Below are 17,276 nucleotides of genomic sequence, written 5' to 3' on the forward strand. Positions count from 1 at the left end.
GGACAGTGCAGCGCTAGGGGCACCCGCGCGGCACCGGCGCGTTCGACCTCGATACCTTCGCGCTGGATCATCTGCTGATCTCGGCGGACGGCGGCGGCTTCTCAGGCGTCGACGACGACGTGCTTGCCGGGCTTGGCCGCACAGGCGTGTCGCGGTCTCGTGTGACGTGCGCTCGCGCATGCGACCTCTACAGCGTTATCTTCCGATTGATGCCGTGCTCCTCCAGCACGACCATCAGCAACTGGAGCTGTTGCGCTTGAGCCGCGATGATCGCTTCCTTGGCCGAGAGCTGCCCCTCAAGATCCGTCGTCTTCTGGCGGAGAGCCGCAATGTATTCTTGTGCCTTCTGCTTCAGCATCTCAATGCGTTGAAACGACTGTTGCTCCACCGCGTCGACCTTTTTCTCGGCCTGAGCGTTGGCTGCTGCGAGACGCTGATTAACGAACTCGGTAGCCCGCTCTTTTACCTTGGTCTTATACCGTTCCAGTTTCGCATGCGCCTCGGCCAGCGCAGTGGCCTGACGCTGCTGCTGAACCCACTCCTCCCGTGTGAGGCGCTGCCGGCGCGGTCCGAGACGCGTCAAACCGCAACGAACGGCGACCCTTGCGTAGTAGCTATCCTGTAAATCGATCATTGCATCGACGTAGGCATCCTTCTGTTGCCGCGGAGACCCGCCGGCATTCTTGCATTCGGCTGCCGCTCGAACCCCGGGGTGCACGCTCTCGATCCGCAGGCGGCGAGAGCTATTCAGCCTCGGCACCACAACGTAGTGGAGGTGGGGCCTCGGCTCGTCCAAATGCTGGACTACGCATTCCAACTTGCCGCCCCACTGCTCCTGCAGCCATTCGATGGTCGCGGAACGCCAAAGAGTATATTCGGCCTGTTTTGCCGGATCGGTCTCGATATCTGCAACGAGCACGGGCCAGCTGGCAACACCCACCATGATGACGGGGGCGTCGCTCCGGAGCTTGCGCCCGATTTTGTCGACGGCCAGGTCAGCGCGCTCAGTCGCCAAAGCAAACGCCTGCCTAGGATGCATGCCAAATATCACTTCCGGCTCTCTCGGGGTATCGACGTGCGCGCACGCATGGGGCGCCCGGATCATTTCGTCTCTGATGTCGGCCATCGAGCGTTTGCGCGAGGACGACTTCCTCTTGTGAGCGCCCTTGCGACCGAAGGTCTCGACGTGATTAAATTGGTAAGACATAGCCGCTATTTCCTTTGCCGGAGATAGCTTCGAGCCTCACCCTGAAATTCGGAAATGAAATCGTTTCGGTGGCGAGGGAAATACATCTAGTCGGTTCACTAGATGTATCGACAGCCCAATTTCACGGCCCAGCGGTCTGATCTTTGGCTCGGACAGCCAAACGCGGTAGGCCGGCTAAACTCGGCTTGGAAGGAAATCCAAAAATCGGGACAACATGGCCACGTCCGTTTAAGCGGCCGGGATGCCGCCCGCGTCAGTTGGTCGCGATCGGCCCGCAGGGTACGAAACTCGCGAAGCTCATCCTCGCGAAGTATAGCGGCGATTGATCTGCGGTCGACAAATGCGGGCGAGAGTGCTCAGGGGAGTTGCGCACGCCGGTGTACCGGCTCCGGCCGTCCAGATTTTTTTGTCGCCAGATATGGCGACTTGCAGGCCTGCGTAGTCTCCTCTCATCCTTGGATGGAGGAAGATACATGAGACGTCCGGTTCGTATGAAGGAACTACAAAACACCCAGGCAACACTCGCCCGGCTTCGCGTCCAGCGGACAGAGATCGACGCTGAAATATCCCGCTTGGAAGCGGTTCAGGAGGCGCAGGTCACTCAGGTGGTGATCGAGAAGGTGAAAGCACTTGGTATCGCGGGCTTGCCCATCGCGCAGGTCCTGGCGGGACTGGACAAGATCATTGAAAGCATGCCGCAGGTCTCGCCGGCGTCGAAGGACGGTTATTCGGAATGCGATGAACAGGCGGATATCGCGACGTTTGTCCGGTTGAGCCGCAATGCGTCCCCGGCTAACCGCCATGCACTGGAAAGCGCCGGCCTTCACTGGAATGGGCGCGCGGGTGGCTGGACCGGCCTCATCACCGCTACTGCGCTTGGCCGGCTGCGCACCGACTTCGGTGCGCGCGTAGAGAAGCCGGAGCTCGCAAACGCAGGGGAGAGTTCTGCAGAGGCTCAACGCGGAGACGTGGACAGTCTGTCCTCCACCGAAGCGGAGAGGCTCACGACGCCGTCTGAGACGGCGATGGAGCAGGGCGAGTCGTTGGGCTCGGATCCCGCCGCGCATGTCATCTCGCCGGCCCTGCACACCTCGCCCTTTCAGCGCCTGCCGCTTCGCCATCGGTAGCGGTTGCGGGTGCTGCACTGGGCTGCTACACAGCCACTGTGGTCGCTCCGTTTTTTGGAGTGATTTCAGGCGCCTGAGAGCGGCGACGATCTGGCTGAGTACCCTCCCGCCCCAGCCAGATCTCCCGCCCAGCCTGAAATCACCCACGAAACCGGCCTGGCTGGGGAGCTGCTGCACAGCTCTGCGACACACTGCTGCTGCACAGGGTGTGTTTCGAAATGGCTGTCCACATCTTTCGCCGGGAAGCCGTGTACTACTGGCGGCGCCGACCGCCGCGCGCGCTTGCCAATATCTTCGACCGCCCGCATCTTTTTCTGAGCCTCCGAACGACCAGCCCCGTGGCGGCACGTCGGATGGGCACTTAGCTTGACCCGATCCTGGAAGATGCCGCGATGCTAGCCGCTAGTGCCGACCTGCAGGTCCCAAATTGAGCAATGCTCCGCGTCTTCGTCGACGGACATCTAACGAAGCTCGAGTGCGTCGCGCAGGCCGCCAAGAGTTCGCCCGTGTTCGACTTCGAGCGGGAACGGCTGGCGACAAGCGGGCGCTTTGGACTTATGCCCTGCTAGACGCACAAGGCGCATCGGCTGTGGTGCGTCCTGAGGATCGCGTCCGCATGACAGCCGATGGACTGTCCGAGGCCGACGTCGCGGCGGTGCAAGATCATCTGAACCTGCTTCGGGTCAACAATCTGGTAATCCTGCACAGACGCAATCTATTCAAGTCTCGCATTGCTGCCGAGTACGGGTTCACATCGGGAAGCAGCGCATGAAGGCTGCAAACATTTTTTCATCGCTCACGCTCACCAGCTTGGAGCCGATTGCTTCGGCCATATCGAGGTCGCGGTTGACAACGCTCAACCACGCGTTGGAGTCCGCCGCGACCTTCAATCCCGCTTCACCGGCATGATGGTCGGGAACGACCTCCAGCTTCCGGTCCTTGATGACGACCGTCGCATCGAGCGTCGTCGTTCCGGTGAAGCTCAGGTGTGTCACGAGGTCCAGCCCTTTGGCCCTGCCGCGCTGGAAGCCAAGCGACAGGGAGAAGAGGTAGCCTTGAATGTTGACGCTATGGCGGCCCGAGGTGACATACTGGATCTTCTTGTGAGGGAAGCGCCGTGTGACCGTGTCCTCGGCATCGGTGTCCCGTATCACGTAGACGAACTCGTCTTTGTCGATCAGCGGCTTGACCACCTCCGCAAAGTGGGCCTCGCGGTTCTCCAGGAAAGGGCCGATGACGTCTTCGCCGGCCGGACAGGCTGCGATGCAATAGGCGGCTTTATAGCCGGGCTTGAACGAGAGCGACTGCCAGATGTTCAGTGTTTCGGTGCGGGGCACGCGTGAGCGATAGTCCTTGGCGTCTTTCGAATCGGCGACGGTCTCGACCCACTGCGCAAAGTTGCCGAGAAAGTCGTGATAGTTGTGAGTCTGGCAGGACAGGAAATCGAAGGCGCCGTCCGGTTTGATTGCCCCGACCGGGCAGGCGGCAACGCACAATTTGCATTCCAGGCAGGGATTGTAGTCGATCGGCTGATCATAGGCGTCGACCTCCCGTCCGAGCAGAATCGTGCCCAGCACCATGAAGCTTCCGAACTTCGGATGAATGATGCTGCGATGGATTCCCATGCGACCGAGCCCGGCTTCCACGGCGATCGGCTTGTGCTGGACCATCATGACCCGTGGCAGATCCATCTCCATCGGAAAGGCGGACACTGAATTGCAGGCCGGGATGCCGTGCTCTTCGAGCGCGCGGACGATCGCGCGCGCAGTTTCGTTCGCGTGATCATAGGTGCCGTGGAATTCCTCGTTGGCGACCGAACGGGCAGGGGAACGGACGGGTTCACGATTCATGCTGCAAGCGATCGCGAGCAAGGATCGCGTGCGGCCGTAGACCTTCCGGATGACTCTTAGCTGAGGTGCGATCGCGGCGCGATTGATCTCAATGATGCCTGCATCATCGGCGCCGCAGTCGCGCGCGATCTGCTTGATCAGATTCGCAGAAACGGGGATGTCGGCAACTTGCTGACGGCTGCGGGAGCGGACGCTCTTCACCGTGGGATGATCTTCAAGGCTCAAGGCGCCCCCCTGTGTCGATAGATTGGCTCGTCATCGCTTTCCTCCAGGTCTTGAGGCGCTCGGCATCAGGTCTTGTCGCCCGCAAGTCTCGAGTCATCACAGATCGGAAAGTCCCCGCGGCTCCAATAAGTCTGGCAGAAGCATAGGGTGAGCTTGCCACGATGCGCTGTGGTCAAAATCGGCTAGGCGTTATTCAACGGAGAATGGGCTTTGGTCCGGCGCAAGTGCGCAGATGGGCGATGGTCACCACTTCTCGACCCAGGGTCTGAGAACCATTTCGAAAGCCCAGGTCGACCGATGTTGGCGATGCAGGTGCAGATAGGTTTCGGCGATATGATCGGGGTCGGCCATGTTGTCATCGACCGTCGTTCCGGCCAGGCGGTGGGCGCGCGTCCCGTCCTCCTGGGTCCAGCCGATCGCGGCGTCGATAGGCACATTGGCGACGTGGATACCCTGCGGCATCAGCTCTCGCGCCATGCTCTGCGCCAGTCCCGACTTGGCATGGCATGCCATTGCAAAAGCGCCGCTTGATGGGAAGCCTTTGAGCGCTGCGCTGGCGTTCGTGAAGATGATCGTACCTTTCTTTCCGTTGGCGTCCGGCTTGTTTTCAAGCATGAGTCTGGCTGCCTGCTGTCCAACCAGAAACGCGCTGAATGCCGCGTTGCGAAGCGTCTCAAACGCCATTGTTGGGTCCGCTTCGATGACGCTCTTGCGGAATATGCCGGGAACTCGTCCATCGATGTTGTGAACGACAAGCCTCGGCGTCCCGATGTCGTGCACGAGAGTCCTGAACAAGTGTTCCACTGCTGCCGGCTCGCTGGCATCGCAAGCGTATCGACCCACGCCATGCATGTTTTCGAGTGCCGCGAGGACCGCCTTGTCGGGATTCCTGGCTGCCACGGCGACATGCATGCCGTTCTTGGCGAATAGCCTCGCGCAACTTGAGCTGATGCCCGGGCCGCCGCCGACAATTAGAGCAACATCCCGGACTGTGGATTGGGTGGACTCGGTCATGTCATCTCCTCACACGCGTGTTGGGAGTTATCTCCCCCCTAGGAGGAGGACAGCACAGAAGTTAGACCGCCGTCGACGCTCAGTATCTGACCGGTGATATGTTTACCGCCGTCGCTGGCAAACAACACGGCGGCGCCTTTCAGGTCGTCTTCGTCACCGATGCGCTGAAGGGGTACGCCTGCCGTCAGCTTCTCCATACCGACCTGCTCGATCGTGCCCTTGGTCATTTTCGACGGAAACATGCCCGGTGCCAAGGCGTTCACCGTTATGCCGTAGCGTCCCCAGCCGCCGGCGAGTGCTCTGGTGAAGTTAACCACGGCGCCCTTGCTCGTGTTGTAGGCGATCGTTTGAGTCGTGCTCGTGCTGCCGAAGAGGCCGGCGATCGACGCCAGATTGATGATCCGCCCATATCGGTTCGGAATCATCGAGCGTTTTCCGACCTGCTGGCTCAGCAGGAAGAGGGAGCGAATGTTGAGGTTCATGACCTTGTCCCACGCCTCGATTGGGTGATCTTCGGTCGGAGCCCCCCATGTCGCTCCCGCATTGTTGACGAGAATGTCAATCCGCCCGAGCTTGCCAAGGGCATCGTCGACGAGGCGTGAGATGTCATCGTCCCTGGAGTTGTCCGCTGCGATCCATTGTGTGGAAATTCCGCGGTCGGCGAGATGCGCCTGCGCCTTTTCAAGATCCGAAGCCTTCCGCGACGACAATACGAGCTCTGCTCCCTGTTCGCCCAGCGCTTCGGCGATTTGAAGCCCAAGCCCCCGAGAGCCCCCGGTTACGAGGGCTTTCTTTCCAGAGAGATCGAACAAGTTTTTCAAGCTGACCATTTTGAAGACCTGATGTTCTGTTGGAGGGGCGACATCCGAACCTCAGCCGCAAAAGGGGCGGCTGAGACGCGTCACAGTTTACATTGAAGAAACTTACTGTATAGTCAGAATGTTTTATAGGCGACGCGAAAAGCGAATAAAAAACAGTGGTTCAGCCGCATCGGCTGCATGAGTCATGCGTCGGGAGACGGGAGCTCGCGGCCGCAGGTGAGGCAGCGCCTCGGGTATTGATGGAGCGAGAGCATGGTACGGAATAGCGCCTGCGATCTGATTGTCTTTGGCGCCAGCGGCTTCACCGGGCGACTCGTGGCCGAATACATCGCCAGGAAATACGGCGGCATCAAATGGGGAATGGCAGGCCGCGACCTCGAGAAACTCGCCACTGTTCGCGCGGAGATCGGCGCGCCCGACGATACATTGCTGATCAAGGCTGACTCGGACGACGAAGAATCGCTGCAGGCGCTGGCTCGGTCGACCCGCGCCGTGATCTCCACGGTCGGCCCCTTCCAGCTTTTCGGATCCAAATTGGTGGCGGCATGCGCCCGCGCAGGCACGGACTATCTCGACTTGAGTGGCGAGACCGTCTGGATGAGGAGCATGATCGACGCTCATGAGAAGGAGGCGCGATCGAGTGGGGCGCGCATCATTTTTTCGTGCGGCTTCGATTCAGTCCCGTTCGAGCTCGGCGTGTTCTTCCTGCAAGGCGTCGCCAGGAAAGCGTGGGGAGAGCCGGCCGAGCGCGTCAAAGGCCGGGTACGGGTGATGAAGGGGACCTTCTCGGGCGGAACTGCAGCCAGCTCACGCGCGACGATGGCCGCGGCGATGAGCGATCCGAAGGTGCTCGATCAGCTCAAGGATCCCTTCGTTCTGACGCCCGGCTTCAGCGGTCCAAAGCAGCCGCACGGAATGAAGATCGAGTTTGACGAGGACATGGGCGCCTGGGTGGCCCCATTCATCATGTCGCCCATCAACACGCGCAACGTCCATCGATCCAACGCGCTCATGGGGCATCCCTACGGGACGGGCTTTGTTTACGACGAGATGATCGTGGCGGGCGCGGGCAAACAGGGAGAGGCTGCGGCCGCCAAGATTGTGGAGGACAACAGATCGTTCGGCGGCGAAGGCAGTCCGAAGCCGGGTGAGGGCCCATCCAAGGCGGATCGTGAAGCCGGTTGTTACGACATCCTGTTCATCGGCAGCAACAAGGATCGCGGCAAGATCTTTGTCGCGGTCAGAGGTGACAGGGACCCCGGCTACGGATCGACGTCAAAAATGATCACGGAATGTGCGATCTGTCTCCTGCAGGACGCGAGCGACGTTGCTGCGGGCATTTGGACGCCCGGCGCGGCGATGGGCGAGAAGCTGATATCGCGGCTGGTACGGAACGCCGGACTCACCTTCAAGGTGGAGGGCTGAAAAAGACGAACGCAGGCAAATCGTTGTCGAGAAAAATCGGGGCGACTTATGGAATGTAGCCTATTCGCAATCGAATTCTTTCCTGATCTGAGCGTCGATGAAATCAGGGAAGGTCAGCTCCTCGCGCTGACGTTCGGGTTGCCCTTCGCAGTCATCGTGCAGCTTGTTCTTTGGATCGCGCTCTGACGCTGCGCGTGCGAGCCTCCCAGACTGGTCCGGGATCTCCGATCTCGGGCCTTTTTTTGCCGACCTCTTGCCGCGCGAGGCCGTATCAGCGGTAGATCGAAATTTCGGTAGAAGCAGTCAGCGATGCGGCGCCAGCCTTCCTGAAGTCGCCGCATGTCGTTCAATAGAGCAGCTTGATGCCGGCTAAGCTAAAGAGGCCGATAAAAACGGAGGCAAGTGCGCCCAGGAAGGCAGGACGAAAGCCACGGCTCAGCAGTTTTGACAAGTCGGTATGCATTCCCATTGCGGCAAGCGCGACGGTCAGCAGAAAGGTTGTCAACCATACGAGATTCGATTTCAGCTCCACGGGGATGGCAACCATGCTGTTGATGCAGGTAGTGGTTATGAAACCGAACACAAACCAGGGCGCCGCGGGCTTGCGTCTTGAAGCATCTGCCTCTTCTTGGCCGTCACCTCGCGAAAGAAGACCCATCGCAAGCACCAGCGGGGCGAGCATCATGACGCGGGACAGTTTTGCGATCGTGCCCATTTCGCCGGCGATTTGCCCGTGTTGAAATGAAGCTGCAACTACCTGCGCAACCTCGTGAATAGAGGAGCCGGTCCACAGTCCGAACTCTCGGGCATCAAGATGGAAGAGCTCCGGGAGCAACGGAAAAAGGAACATAGCGGCGGTCCCGAAGATGGTGACGCATGCAACGGCATAGGTCACGTCTTCTTCCTTTCCGCTCACGACAGTATTCGCAGCGACCACGGCCGACGCGCCGCACACACTAGTCCCGGCCGCTATGAGCTTGGCGAGCCCTTCGTCCACCCGCAGGAATCGTGCCGCGTGCACCGTGAACACGAAGGTGGAGGACAGAGCAGCGGCGAGGATGACCACCCCTGTCGGGCCCAGACTGGCAATCTGGGCAAACGTGAGCTGAAAGCCGAGCAGGACGATGGCTATCCGAAGTAGTCGCCGCTGGCTGAATATGATTCCGTCTCTCGTCCGGATTTGGTCGCCGACGACCTTGTTAAGGGTCATCCCGATCAACATTGCCAGCATCATCGGGCTGACGACGGACAGCAGCGGCAGATTCCGCAGCCACCCAGCCAAGATTCCAATTAAGGAAGCAACAATCACGCCTGGTGCTATAGCGGTCGTACGAACGATCCATGACTTGACCGTGGAGGATTTGACAGCCCAGCGGGAAACGGGCCCCTTCGCCAAACCATTGGTATGCCTTGTGTCCAGCAAGAACGCCCCCCGTTGGAATGCAAACAAAACTGCCGAAGGACGCTTCAAGAGCCGGACTAGTCGGCCAGTAAGGCGACGGTCCGGCTTCTCAGATCGACGATCGATTGATGTATACGATCGAGCAGGTCACCACTTCTCGCCATAGGGGCGGAGTTCGTAATTGAACGACCATGCGGAACGAGGCTGATGGCATATGTGCCAGATCTCATCAGCGATCGTTGTCGGCTGAGCGAAGAACTCTTCCGGCTTGTCGTGGAACATCTTGCGAGCCCATGGCACGTTGATGATTGCGTCGATCATCAGAAAGGCGACATGGACGCCCTTCGGGCCCAGATGCCGCGCCATCGATTCGGCAAGGATACGTTCTGCTGCTTTGGACGGAGCGAACGCGGCGTAGCTCTCGACCCCGCGATAGGCCGAGGTATTGCCGGTCGCAATGATGGCACCGCTTTGCGCTTTGATCATCGCTGGAGCGACCGCTCTGGCGAGATAAAGAAGTCCCATGGTGTTGACCTTGATGTTAGTCTCGAGTGCCGCGGGATCCACTTCCAGGAAATTTCCGAACGTTCCGCCTACGGCATTATGGATGGCGATCGCGGGTGCGCCGTAGTCGCGTGTGATCTTGGCGACAGTTTCGCTAACCTGGTCCTCTTGCGTGACGTCGCAGATGTGGGCGGAGGCGTTCGGCAGCTCAGCTTGCAGCTTCCGAATGCGCTTCTCGGAGCGCGCAATGAGGGCGACGTGATAGTCGCCGCGGGAGAAGCGACGCGCAAGTGCGCTGCCTGTGCCGGGACCAACGCCGGTAATAACACAAACTGGCTTTGTCATGATCATGCCTGCGCTTTTGCTGCTGCTTCAACGAATGGGAGCCGATCGTTTCCGAAATAGATTTCCTCTCCGATCCGAAACGTCGGCGTACCAAACAGGCCGGCTTCTTCGGCTGCCTTGTTGCGGGCCTTCAGTTCCTCGGAAATCTCCTCCTGAGCCGTCAGCTCGAGGATGCGATCCGCAGGGAGCTCGTTCTTCTTCAGGAAGTCCTGGAGGATTTCGGCGTTGCCCAGGTCAAGCACCTGAGCGTAGAGGCCGGTGAATACCTTCGAGACGAACTCGGCACCCACCCCCAGCTTGATCGCAGCGATGGCCCCGCGAAGCAGGAAGTTGAGGTCGATGTGCCGGAAGTTCTGGTTGGGCTCCCAGCCGACGCCGTACTTTTTGACCCAGCGTTGCAGATCGCTCTTCGCGTATTTCCTCTTTGCCTTGCACTCGATCGTTGTCGGGGTGTTGCCGGTTGCCTTCATCAAATCCAGCACGTTGATCGGCATGTAGACGATGGTGGCCTGCGTGTCCGCCGCCAGCTTCTTGAGTTGGCTCTGTGCGAGGTAGCTGTAGGGGCTACCGAAGTCGAAATAGAATTCAATCTGCTTGGTCATCCCTGGTCCCTTCCTTGTTGGCTGAGCTGGTTGGCTCAATCTGACGCCCAACAGCTGCCGAGCTGAGCCGCTGCGTTCGTGTATCTCACTGGTTTCCAAGACGAAAATAAGATTTCTCCCTGCTCTCAAAGAAAGTTATTGACTGGTAAGTAAGTTAAAGGTAAATGACAGTCAATGTCAACTGCCAGTCGCTTCGAAGACAACTCCGCCGGGCCATGAGCATGAGTATTTCCGCCGCAATGTCGGGACGGTTCGATGCAAACCAGGGCTTTGGTGAACTGAGCCGTTGTTCGGCTAGCGGTGCATTAGGCTTGCACGAGGCTTTACCTCGCGAGTCCAGTGATAATACGTTCGAGCGCATGAAAAAGCGCAAGAAACGACTGACAAATTCCGAACATCGCGAGTTGAGCATGTCGGCAGTATTGGCTGCCGCCGAGTTTCTCTTCGTGACCCAGGGCTACAACGGTACGACGACGGAGCAGATCGGACAGCTCGCGGACCTGACCAAGGGCAGCGTCTACTTCTATTACGGCACCAAGGAAGGTGTTCTCCTTGAACTGCTCAATCGCGTGCAGGCCAACGTCATGGAGCCGTACCTTCAGATCCTGCAAGACCAAGGCCTTTCGCCCGTCGAGCGCATGACGAAATACCTGGAGAGGGCCGGCAGGATCGCTCTTGAGCATCCGGGGTCGATGTTGCTGCCGATCGTCGTTTCGATAGAGATGGCCGGAACTGAATCCGAGGCGGCGCGCAGGGTAAAGGCTGGCTATAACCGGATCGCACGAGAAGTGCGAAACGTCCTGGAGTTGGGGCAGGCTTCTGGAGCGTTTCGCTCCGATCTGAGCAGTAACGATATGGCTCGGCTCCTGATCTCGACCGGCGATGGCATCATGCTTGAGTGCCTCCGCCAAAATCTCCGCATTGATGTTCACCGGCTGGTTCGTACGCTGAAGGCTGTCGTGCTTACCGGTCTTCAAATCGCGTCGGAGGCACCGAGAGACATCGAGGCCGATGACGGTCCCTCCGTGATCGATGTCCTGCGCGGCAATCTTCAGGACTAAGAACAACCAGTCAGCGAATTGTAACGACGGAAGGTTCGACCATGGCTCAAGCGGCACTCGCGCGTGAAACCACCGAAGAGGCAACCGAGGTCGCCCTGCAGACCCGAATTAAGGCCGGCGCAACGCTGGAAGATATCAGCGAGATGACGCCCCGCTATCGTGACGTGCTGGTCGCGACCATGGCGATCGCCGCCGATCTGGAAATCATGACGTTGCCTCTCGACTACGACGCCATAGCGTTTGCGCCCAGCATCAACGATCGCATTGCCGTCGCGTCTGCGCTGCAAGACGAGATGGGACATGCCCAGGTCATGTTCCGCATGCTTGAGGATTTCGGATTCGACTCCTATCACCAGGTGTTCGAGCGTGATCCCAAGAACTTCAAGACGTTCTTTCTGCTCGAGTTCGGAAACCTCAGTCCGATCGATGTGGGGCTGGGCCACCTTGTCGGCGATCAGGCGGGATATATCACGACGCGCGATCTCGAGGAGAATTGTTCATTCGGGCCGTATAGCCGATCGCTGCGGAAGGTGAACTTCGAAGAGAACTTCCACGTCAAGCGCGGCGAGTACATGATCCGCCACTACATGCAGCAGGGCCCCGAGATGCGGAAGCGGGTCCAGGACCGTATGGATTTCTGGTTTCCGCTGGGGGCCGAGTGGTTCGGTGCGACGGACGACGTCAAGTCGAGGACCGACCAGCTCCATTACAAGATACGCGGCAGCAGCAACGATCAGTTGAGGCAAATTTGGCTGCAGCGCCTCGTGCCCTTTTGCGAGCAGGTTGGTTTGAAGGTCCCCGCTCACTTCGACAGCGAAAGGGGCATTTACGTCCTCGATTACCAGATGCCGATCCTGCTGAATCTGGAAACCCTAAAGTGGGATTTTCGTACGGTCACGTGGCCCGAGAAGCTGGCGCAGTGGAAGAAAGGCGGTCCGTTAAAGCTGCCGGGCCTGACCCGGATGCAGGTCGAACTTTGGGGGCAGGACCTGTGGTGACGGAGCAGGCGGTCCGGGAAGCGCTCCTCGCGGTGAATGACCCGCACATCCCGGTCAGCATCGAGAGCATGGGGATGTTGCGCGCAGTCACGATATCGGACACCGGCGTGGTCAATGTCGAGCTCGCGATTCCGTGCCTGGCCTGTCCTGGCGTTTCGATGTTGAAGCAATCGGTCAAGGACGCAGTGGGCGGCTTGGAGGGGGTCAGCGAGGTCAATGTCCTCGAAGGCTGGCATCACGATTGGACCACTCAATCCATTGAGCCCAATTCACGACAATTGATGCGCCGCTTCGGAATTCAGGTCTAGGGATGCGATGATGAAGAAGGTTATCGACAGACAATTGGAGTTGGGCGGCGACAAGCCCGAATTCTACGAGGTATTTGCGCGCCGGGATTCCGCAGAACCGCTCACCCATATCGGTTCGGTCGAGGCCCCCAACGCGGAACTGGCGGAGGCGCGCGCCTGGTTTGTCTACGACCAGCATATTTGGCGGGAGATGTGCATCGTCCCGCTGTCTGCAATCGTCACGATTACCGAACGCGGCAGCAAATCGAAGGTGAAGGTGGTGTGATGGCCGTCGTCAATTCAATCGAAGACCTTTCAGAAGCGGACAAAGTCCTGCGGGACGAATTGTATTGCATCGCGGACGCCAAGCTGGTGCTCGCTGGCTGGTACATGATGGTGCTGCAGAATGGGCGATCCATCGCGGACTTTACGTCGATCTGCGCGATGATGCAGGGGCAATATGGGCATGCCCGCGCGCTTTATCAACATCTCGGTCGTTTCGGCGTCACTCTCGATGAGGTGGAGTGGACGCGTGGTGCGAAGGACATTCGCTCGCCGAAGCTGCTCGATCGGCCGCCGCAATCGTGGTCCGATTTCGTCGCGACGATATTCATGGCCGAGCAAGCCATCTCCACGCAACTGAGCGCTTACAGAACGAGCCTGGCCGACAGAACCCTGGCACGTCTGGCTGACAAGATCCTAAAGGAATCGCGCTTTCATCTCAGCTATTCTGTAGGTTGGATCAAGGCGCTACGCAACGATCCGTCATCGGCAGTCGACGAAGATGCTCGTCGCCGCTTGGTCGAAGCGTTGGATTGGTGGGGCGAGCTGGACCAGCCGGACGTCGTTTTCGCGAGCGGATATCGGGACGCGTCGGATTCGGACCTTCGCGAGCGCTTCCTCAAAGCGGTCGGCGAGACCTTCGACGTTCCGGACGGAATTGCCGGCCATGCAAGGTCCTGGCAGCGGTCCATCCGCCGCAATGGCGCTCCGGGAATCCCGGAGAACCTGTTCGAGAAGATCCGTTTCAAGAATCGCGAATTGGCGATGCCGTGAATCGCGACGAGCCAACATTCGACTTGCCGGTGGATGCCAGCAAGGTCGTCTGTCCGCATTGTGAAAGCGATGTCGTCGACATCGAATCGCCCTTCGGTGGAAGCGTCTCCGAGGTCCTGTTTCGGTGTCGGCAATGCAAGTCGTTCTTCCACTGGGTGAAGTGGCAGCCAGAGCCACCACGTTAGGCGAGGTCGCAAAACTCTAAGAGCAGCACAAGCTGCCAGAACGAAACAAGGGGAGGTCATGGTGCTGGATCGAGCCATTTCGGTTTCGGATATTCTTCGGGCAACAGCTTGCGCGACTCCGCAACGGGACGCTGTCGTCGATGAGGCGGGGTCGCTGACCTACCGAGAATTCGATGAGACCGTCGACCGCCTTGCTGCGGGACTTCAGCGGCTCGGCGTCGGAGCAGGCGACAGGGTCGCGTATCTGCTGTGGAATCAGCGTGAGCTGCTTCTTTCCTACTTTTCGATCGCGCGGCTCGGTGCGCTGACTGTTTCTCTGAATTTTCGGCTGACGGCCGAAGAACTCGCGTATCAGCTCTCGGCAGCCAAGTGTAAAGTGCTGATCGTTGACGAAGAGCTCTCCGGACTGGGGTCGCAAGCCATCGCCAGTTCTGGCCTCCAAATCCAACCGATCGTATGCGGCAACGGCGGGCGGACCGATCAGCTTCGCTTCGACGATCTGATGAACGGCAGCACCGAAGGCATTCCCTTTTTCCCGATCGTGAGCTCAGATGCCGATAGCGGCATCTGGTTCACATCGGGCACGACAGGCCGACCGAAGGGAGCGGTGGTTAAACATCGATCGGCGATTGCCGCCGCGACTCTCAGTGCCGTCGCGTTAGGCTTCCCTGACGAGGTGCGGTCGTTGGGCGTGGCGCCCCTCTTTCATCGCGGAGCGATGGAAAACTTCGCGCTGCCGGTCGTCATGTGTGGTGGAACAAATTTTCTGTTCAAGAAGTTCGACGCGACTCAAACTCTGGAGAATTTGGAGAAGCACAGGATCCAGCTCGCTTTCATCGTGCCTACGATGGCTTGGCAGCTCGTCCATGAGCCATTCGCCGGGAAGAAGAGCTTGCCGCATCTCACACACTGGATCTCGGCTTCGGCGCCTCTGCCGCCGGTGCTCGCGGAACGCATCCAGGAACGCTTCAGGCTGCCAAACGGGGTGACAAACGCCTACGGCATTACGGAAATGTTGTTCGTTTCAAAATGCCCACCAGCGATGCTCGCCAAGAAGCTCGGCGCCGCCGGGCTGCCGGCGCCCGGCACTCAGATAGTCATTCATGATGAGAAGCGCGGGATTCTACCGCGTGGCGAAGTAGGGGAAATTCTGATCAGCGGTCCGACGGCGTTCTCGCGCTATCTCGACAACGAGCAGGCGACCCGGGAAGCGATCATCAATCTGAATGGGCAGGAGTGGTATCGCAGCGGTGATGTCGGTGTCCTCGATGAGGAAGGCTATCTGTCGATCAAGGATCGAAAGAAGGACATGATCATCTCCGGCGGGGAGAATGTCTATTGCGCCGAAGTGGAATTGGCCTTGATTGATCATCCGTCAGTGCGGGAGGTCGCGGTCATCGGAGTTCCCGACGAAAAGTGGGGCGAAATCGTTGTCGCTGCCATCGTCAAAGCGACAGATGCACCCGTAGACCTGGACGACATCGTAAAGAGCTGCGCGTCGCTCGCGAGCTACAAGCGGCCGCGCGAAGTGGTCTGCCTTGAGGCGTTGCCGCGCAACAGCTTCGGCAAGGTCCGCAAGGACCTGGTTCGAGAGCTGGTCCGGGAGCGGCTCCCGTCGTCAACACCTAGGCGCCGCGCGTCCTAGTTTGGGAAGCCGACTTTTACGAAGCAGCTTGAGGTTTGGGAAGACACATCATTCTTCATTGATGGAGCGCCGTCATGTTCAAAATCCTGAGGCCAGCTATTGCCCTGATGATGATGTTGTTCGCGTCTGCTAGTTATGCCGCCGACGAGCCGGGGGTGACGCCTACCGAAATCAAGATTGGTGGAGTCTTTCCCTTCAGCGGACCTGCCTCGCCGTACGGAGTCATTGGCCATGCCATTCTCGCCTATGTCCAGTCGGTCAACGACCGCGGCGGCATCAACGGCCGGAAGATAAATTACATTGCCTACGATGATGCCTACAGCCCGCCAAAAGCGGTGGAGCAGGTGCGCAAGCTCGTTGAGGGCGACGAGGTCGCGTTCATGTTTGGTCAGCTCGGCACCCCCGGGAATAGTGCGGTGGCCAAGTATTTGAAGGCGAAACGCATACCCAGCATCGGTGTCATCACCGGAGCGAACAAGTTCACGAACGTTGCGGATTATCCGCTGACCACGACGAGCATCGTCAGCTACGATACCGAGGGCAAGATCTACGCAAAGTTCCTGACCAAGTCGATGCCGGACGCCAAGTACGGGATCCTCTATCAGAACGACGATCTCGGCAAAGATTACGTCAACGCCTTCAAGGCGATCCTGAAGGACGCCTTCGAAGCGAAGGTCGTCGCCATATCATATGAGGTGACCGATCCGACGGTGGATTCTCAAATCGTGAACTTGAAGAGTTCGGGGGCCGGCGCACTGCTGGTGGCGGGAACGCCAAAGTTTGCGGCGCAAGCCATTCGGAGGGCTGCTGAGATCGGCTGGAAACCCACGATCGTGCTGAACTACCCCTCGAGTTCGGTGAGTGCGACCCTGAAACCGGCAGGACTGGAAAGAGCAGTCGGCGTGATCGTCGGGCAGAACTTGATGGATCCGGTCGATACGCAGTGGGCCAACGACGCTGGGATGAAGAACTATCGAGCTTTTCTCGAAAAGTACATGCCGGGTGCCGATGTCGCTGACACCAACATCCAGTACGGGTATGTGCAGGCAGTGCTGCTCGAACATTTGATGAAGCAGTGCGGGAGCGATCTTTCCCGCGAGAACATCATCAAGCAGGCGAAGAGCCTGAAGAATGTGATGCTACCCACACTGTTGCCCGGCATCAGCGTCAACACGAGCGACAAGATCAACATGAATTACACCCAGATGAGGCTGCAACGCTGGAGTGGTACCGCTTGGGAGCTTTTCGGCGAAGTGCTTGACGCCTCTTCGGAATGAGCATGACAGGAGCCGGGCTCCGAAGTCCACGCAGTGGCGGGTCCTGGCAGAGCTGTGATGCGCCGGCGCTCGCGCATCCCTAAACGCCGACGCACATCAAATCTACCGGATCAAGAGCCAGAGACGCGGTTGAATCGAAATTCGCAACCATCGACTAGAAAAAAACAAGTCGATAAAGAAAAGCAATCGATGTATGCTTGAGCATGTACTTTGAGCTGGGCGAGAGGGTGTGTTTCGGCCCCGCC

The 17,276-nt window shown here is 59.0% G+C and carries 18 protein-coding genes; 11 read left to right on the forward strand and 7 right to left on the reverse strand.

The features are described 5' to 3' along the window. Positions 1 to 187 precede the first annotated feature (187 nt). A complete protein-coding gene (locus P0R31_RS15645; protein ID WP_275508832.1) occupies positions 188 to 1,207 on the reverse strand; it encodes a hypothetical protein in 1,020 nt (339 codons plus the stop codon). 473 nt (positions 1,208 to 1,680) lie between these two features. Here P0R31_RS15645 and P0R31_RS15650 point away from each other — a divergent pair, with 473 nt between their 5' ends. After that, entirely contained in the window at positions 1,681 to 2,334 is a 654-nt protein-coding gene (locus P0R31_RS15650; RefSeq protein ID WP_275496790.1) for a hypothetical protein, read from the forward strand. 218 nt (positions 2,335 to 2,552) lie between these two features. Further along, on the forward strand, positions 2,553 to 2,699 hold the full coding sequence (locus tag P0R31_RS41065; RefSeq protein WP_430516830.1) for a DUF6538 domain-containing protein: 147 nt from the start codon (positions 2,553 to 2,555) through the stop codon (positions 2,697 to 2,699). A gap of 384 nt (positions 2,700 to 3,083) precedes the next feature. Here the strand turns inward: P0R31_RS41065 and P0R31_RS15655 are convergent, their stop codons facing one another. From P0R31_RS15655 to P0R31_RS15665, 3 genes are all read right to left on the reverse strand, one after another. After that, positions 3,084 to 3,980 (reverse strand): 4Fe-4S binding protein, encoded by an 897-nt coding sequence (locus P0R31_RS15655; protein ID WP_275514774.1) that lies wholly within the window; start codon positions 3,978 to 3,980, stop codon positions 3,084 to 3,086. A gap of 672 nt (positions 3,981 to 4,652) precedes the next feature. Next, positions 4,653 to 5,423, reverse strand: a complete 771-nt coding sequence (locus P0R31_RS15660; RefSeq protein WP_275514775.1) for an SDR family oxidoreductase — start codon at positions 5,421 to 5,423, stop codon at positions 4,653 to 4,655. A gap of 38 nt (positions 5,424 to 5,461) precedes the next feature. Further along, positions 5,462 to 6,253, reverse strand: a complete 792-nt coding sequence (locus P0R31_RS15665) for an SDR family oxidoreductase (RefSeq protein WP_275514776.1) — start codon at positions 6,251 to 6,253, stop codon at positions 5,462 to 5,464. A gap of 243 nt (positions 6,254 to 6,496) precedes the next feature. Here P0R31_RS15665 and P0R31_RS15670 point away from each other — a divergent pair, with 243 nt between their 5' ends. Then, the gene (locus P0R31_RS15670; RefSeq protein ID WP_275514777.1) at positions 6,497 to 7,669 is read left to right on the forward strand and encodes a saccharopine dehydrogenase family protein; all 1,173 of its coding nucleotides are present in this window, start codon (positions 6,497 to 6,499) and stop codon (positions 7,667 to 7,669) included. 346 nt (positions 7,670 to 8,015) lie between these two features. Here the strand turns inward: P0R31_RS15670 and P0R31_RS15675 are convergent, their stop codons facing one another. The 3 genes from P0R31_RS15675 to P0R31_RS15685 all read right to left on the reverse strand — a co-directional run bounded on the left by P0R31_RS15675 (position 8,016) and on the right by P0R31_RS15685 (position 10,522). Beyond that, positions 8,016 to 9,092, reverse strand: a complete 1,077-nt coding sequence (locus tag P0R31_RS15675) for a YeiH family protein (protein ID WP_275514778.1) — start codon at positions 9,090 to 9,092, stop codon at positions 8,016 to 8,018. Between the two features lie 126 nt (positions 9,093 to 9,218). Further along, positions 9,219 to 9,926, reverse strand: a complete 708-nt coding sequence (locus P0R31_RS15680) for an SDR family NAD(P)-dependent oxidoreductase (protein ID WP_275514779.1) — start codon at positions 9,924 to 9,926, stop codon at positions 9,219 to 9,221. Next, positions 9,923 to 10,522 (reverse strand): 2-hydroxychromene-2-carboxylate isomerase, encoded by a 600-nt coding sequence (locus P0R31_RS15685; protein WP_275514780.1) that lies wholly within the window; start codon positions 10,520 to 10,522, stop codon positions 9,923 to 9,925. Before P0R31_RS15685 ends, P0R31_RS15680 begins: the two co-directional genes overlap by 4 nt. A 221-nt stretch (positions 10,523 to 10,743) precedes the next feature. On the opposite strand from P0R31_RS15685, the gene P0R31_RS15690 reads away from it, so the two are divergent. The 8 genes from P0R31_RS15690 (at position 10,744) to P0R31_RS15720 (ending at position 17,031) form a co-directional block, all read left to right on the forward strand. Further along, a complete protein-coding gene (locus tag P0R31_RS15690) occupies positions 10,744 to 11,583 on the forward strand; it encodes a TetR/AcrR family transcriptional regulator (RefSeq protein WP_275514781.1) in 840 nt (279 codons plus the stop codon). A gap of 41 nt (positions 11,584 to 11,624) precedes the next feature. Then, on the forward strand, positions 11,625 to 12,581 hold the full coding sequence (locus P0R31_RS15695; protein WP_275514782.1) for a 1,2-phenylacetyl-CoA epoxidase subunit PaaC: 957 nt from the start codon (positions 11,625 to 11,627) through the stop codon (positions 12,579 to 12,581). Beyond that, positions 12,578 to 12,889, forward strand: coding sequence for a metal-sulfur cluster assembly factor (locus P0R31_RS15700; protein ID WP_275514783.1), 312 nt, complete (start codon positions 12,578 to 12,580; stop codon positions 12,887 to 12,889). Before P0R31_RS15695 ends, P0R31_RS15700 begins: the two co-directional genes overlap by 4 nt. Positions 12,890 to 12,899: 10 nt before the next feature. Beyond that, positions 12,900 to 13,154 (forward strand): phenylacetic acid degradation b, encoded by a 255-nt coding sequence (locus P0R31_RS15705; protein ID WP_247971896.1) that lies wholly within the window; start codon positions 12,900 to 12,902, stop codon positions 13,152 to 13,154. Continuing rightward, positions 13,154 to 13,924, forward strand: coding sequence for a Phenylacetic acid catabolic protein (locus P0R31_RS15710; RefSeq protein WP_275514784.1), 771 nt, complete (start codon positions 13,154 to 13,156; stop codon positions 13,922 to 13,924). Before P0R31_RS15705 ends, P0R31_RS15710 begins: the two co-directional genes overlap by 1 nt. After that, entirely contained in the window at positions 13,921 to 14,109 is a 189-nt protein-coding gene (locus P0R31_RS41070) for a hypothetical protein (RefSeq protein WP_430516831.1), read from the forward strand. The genes P0R31_RS15710 and P0R31_RS41070 overlap by 4 nt, the downstream gene beginning before the upstream one ends. Before the next feature lie 58 nt (positions 14,110 to 14,167). Further along, positions 14,168 to 15,754 carry a class I adenylate-forming enzyme family protein gene (locus P0R31_RS15715; RefSeq protein WP_275514785.1) on the forward strand — a complete coding sequence of 529 codons (1,587 nt, stop codon included), beginning with the start codon at positions 14,168 to 14,170 and terminating at the stop codon, positions 15,752 to 15,754. Positions 15,755 to 15,828: 74 nt separating this feature from the next. Next, a complete protein-coding gene (locus P0R31_RS15720; protein WP_275514786.1) occupies positions 15,829 to 17,031 on the forward strand; it encodes an ABC transporter substrate-binding protein in 1,203 nt (400 codons plus the stop codon). The last annotated feature ends 245 nt before the right edge of the window (positions 17,032 to 17,276 follow it).

The sequence above is a fragment of the Bradyrhizobium yuanmingense genome (genome assembly GCF_029167105.1).
Classification (GTDB): Bacteria; Pseudomonadota; Alphaproteobacteria; order Rhizobiales; family Xanthobacteraceae; genus Bradyrhizobium; species Bradyrhizobium yuanmingense_A.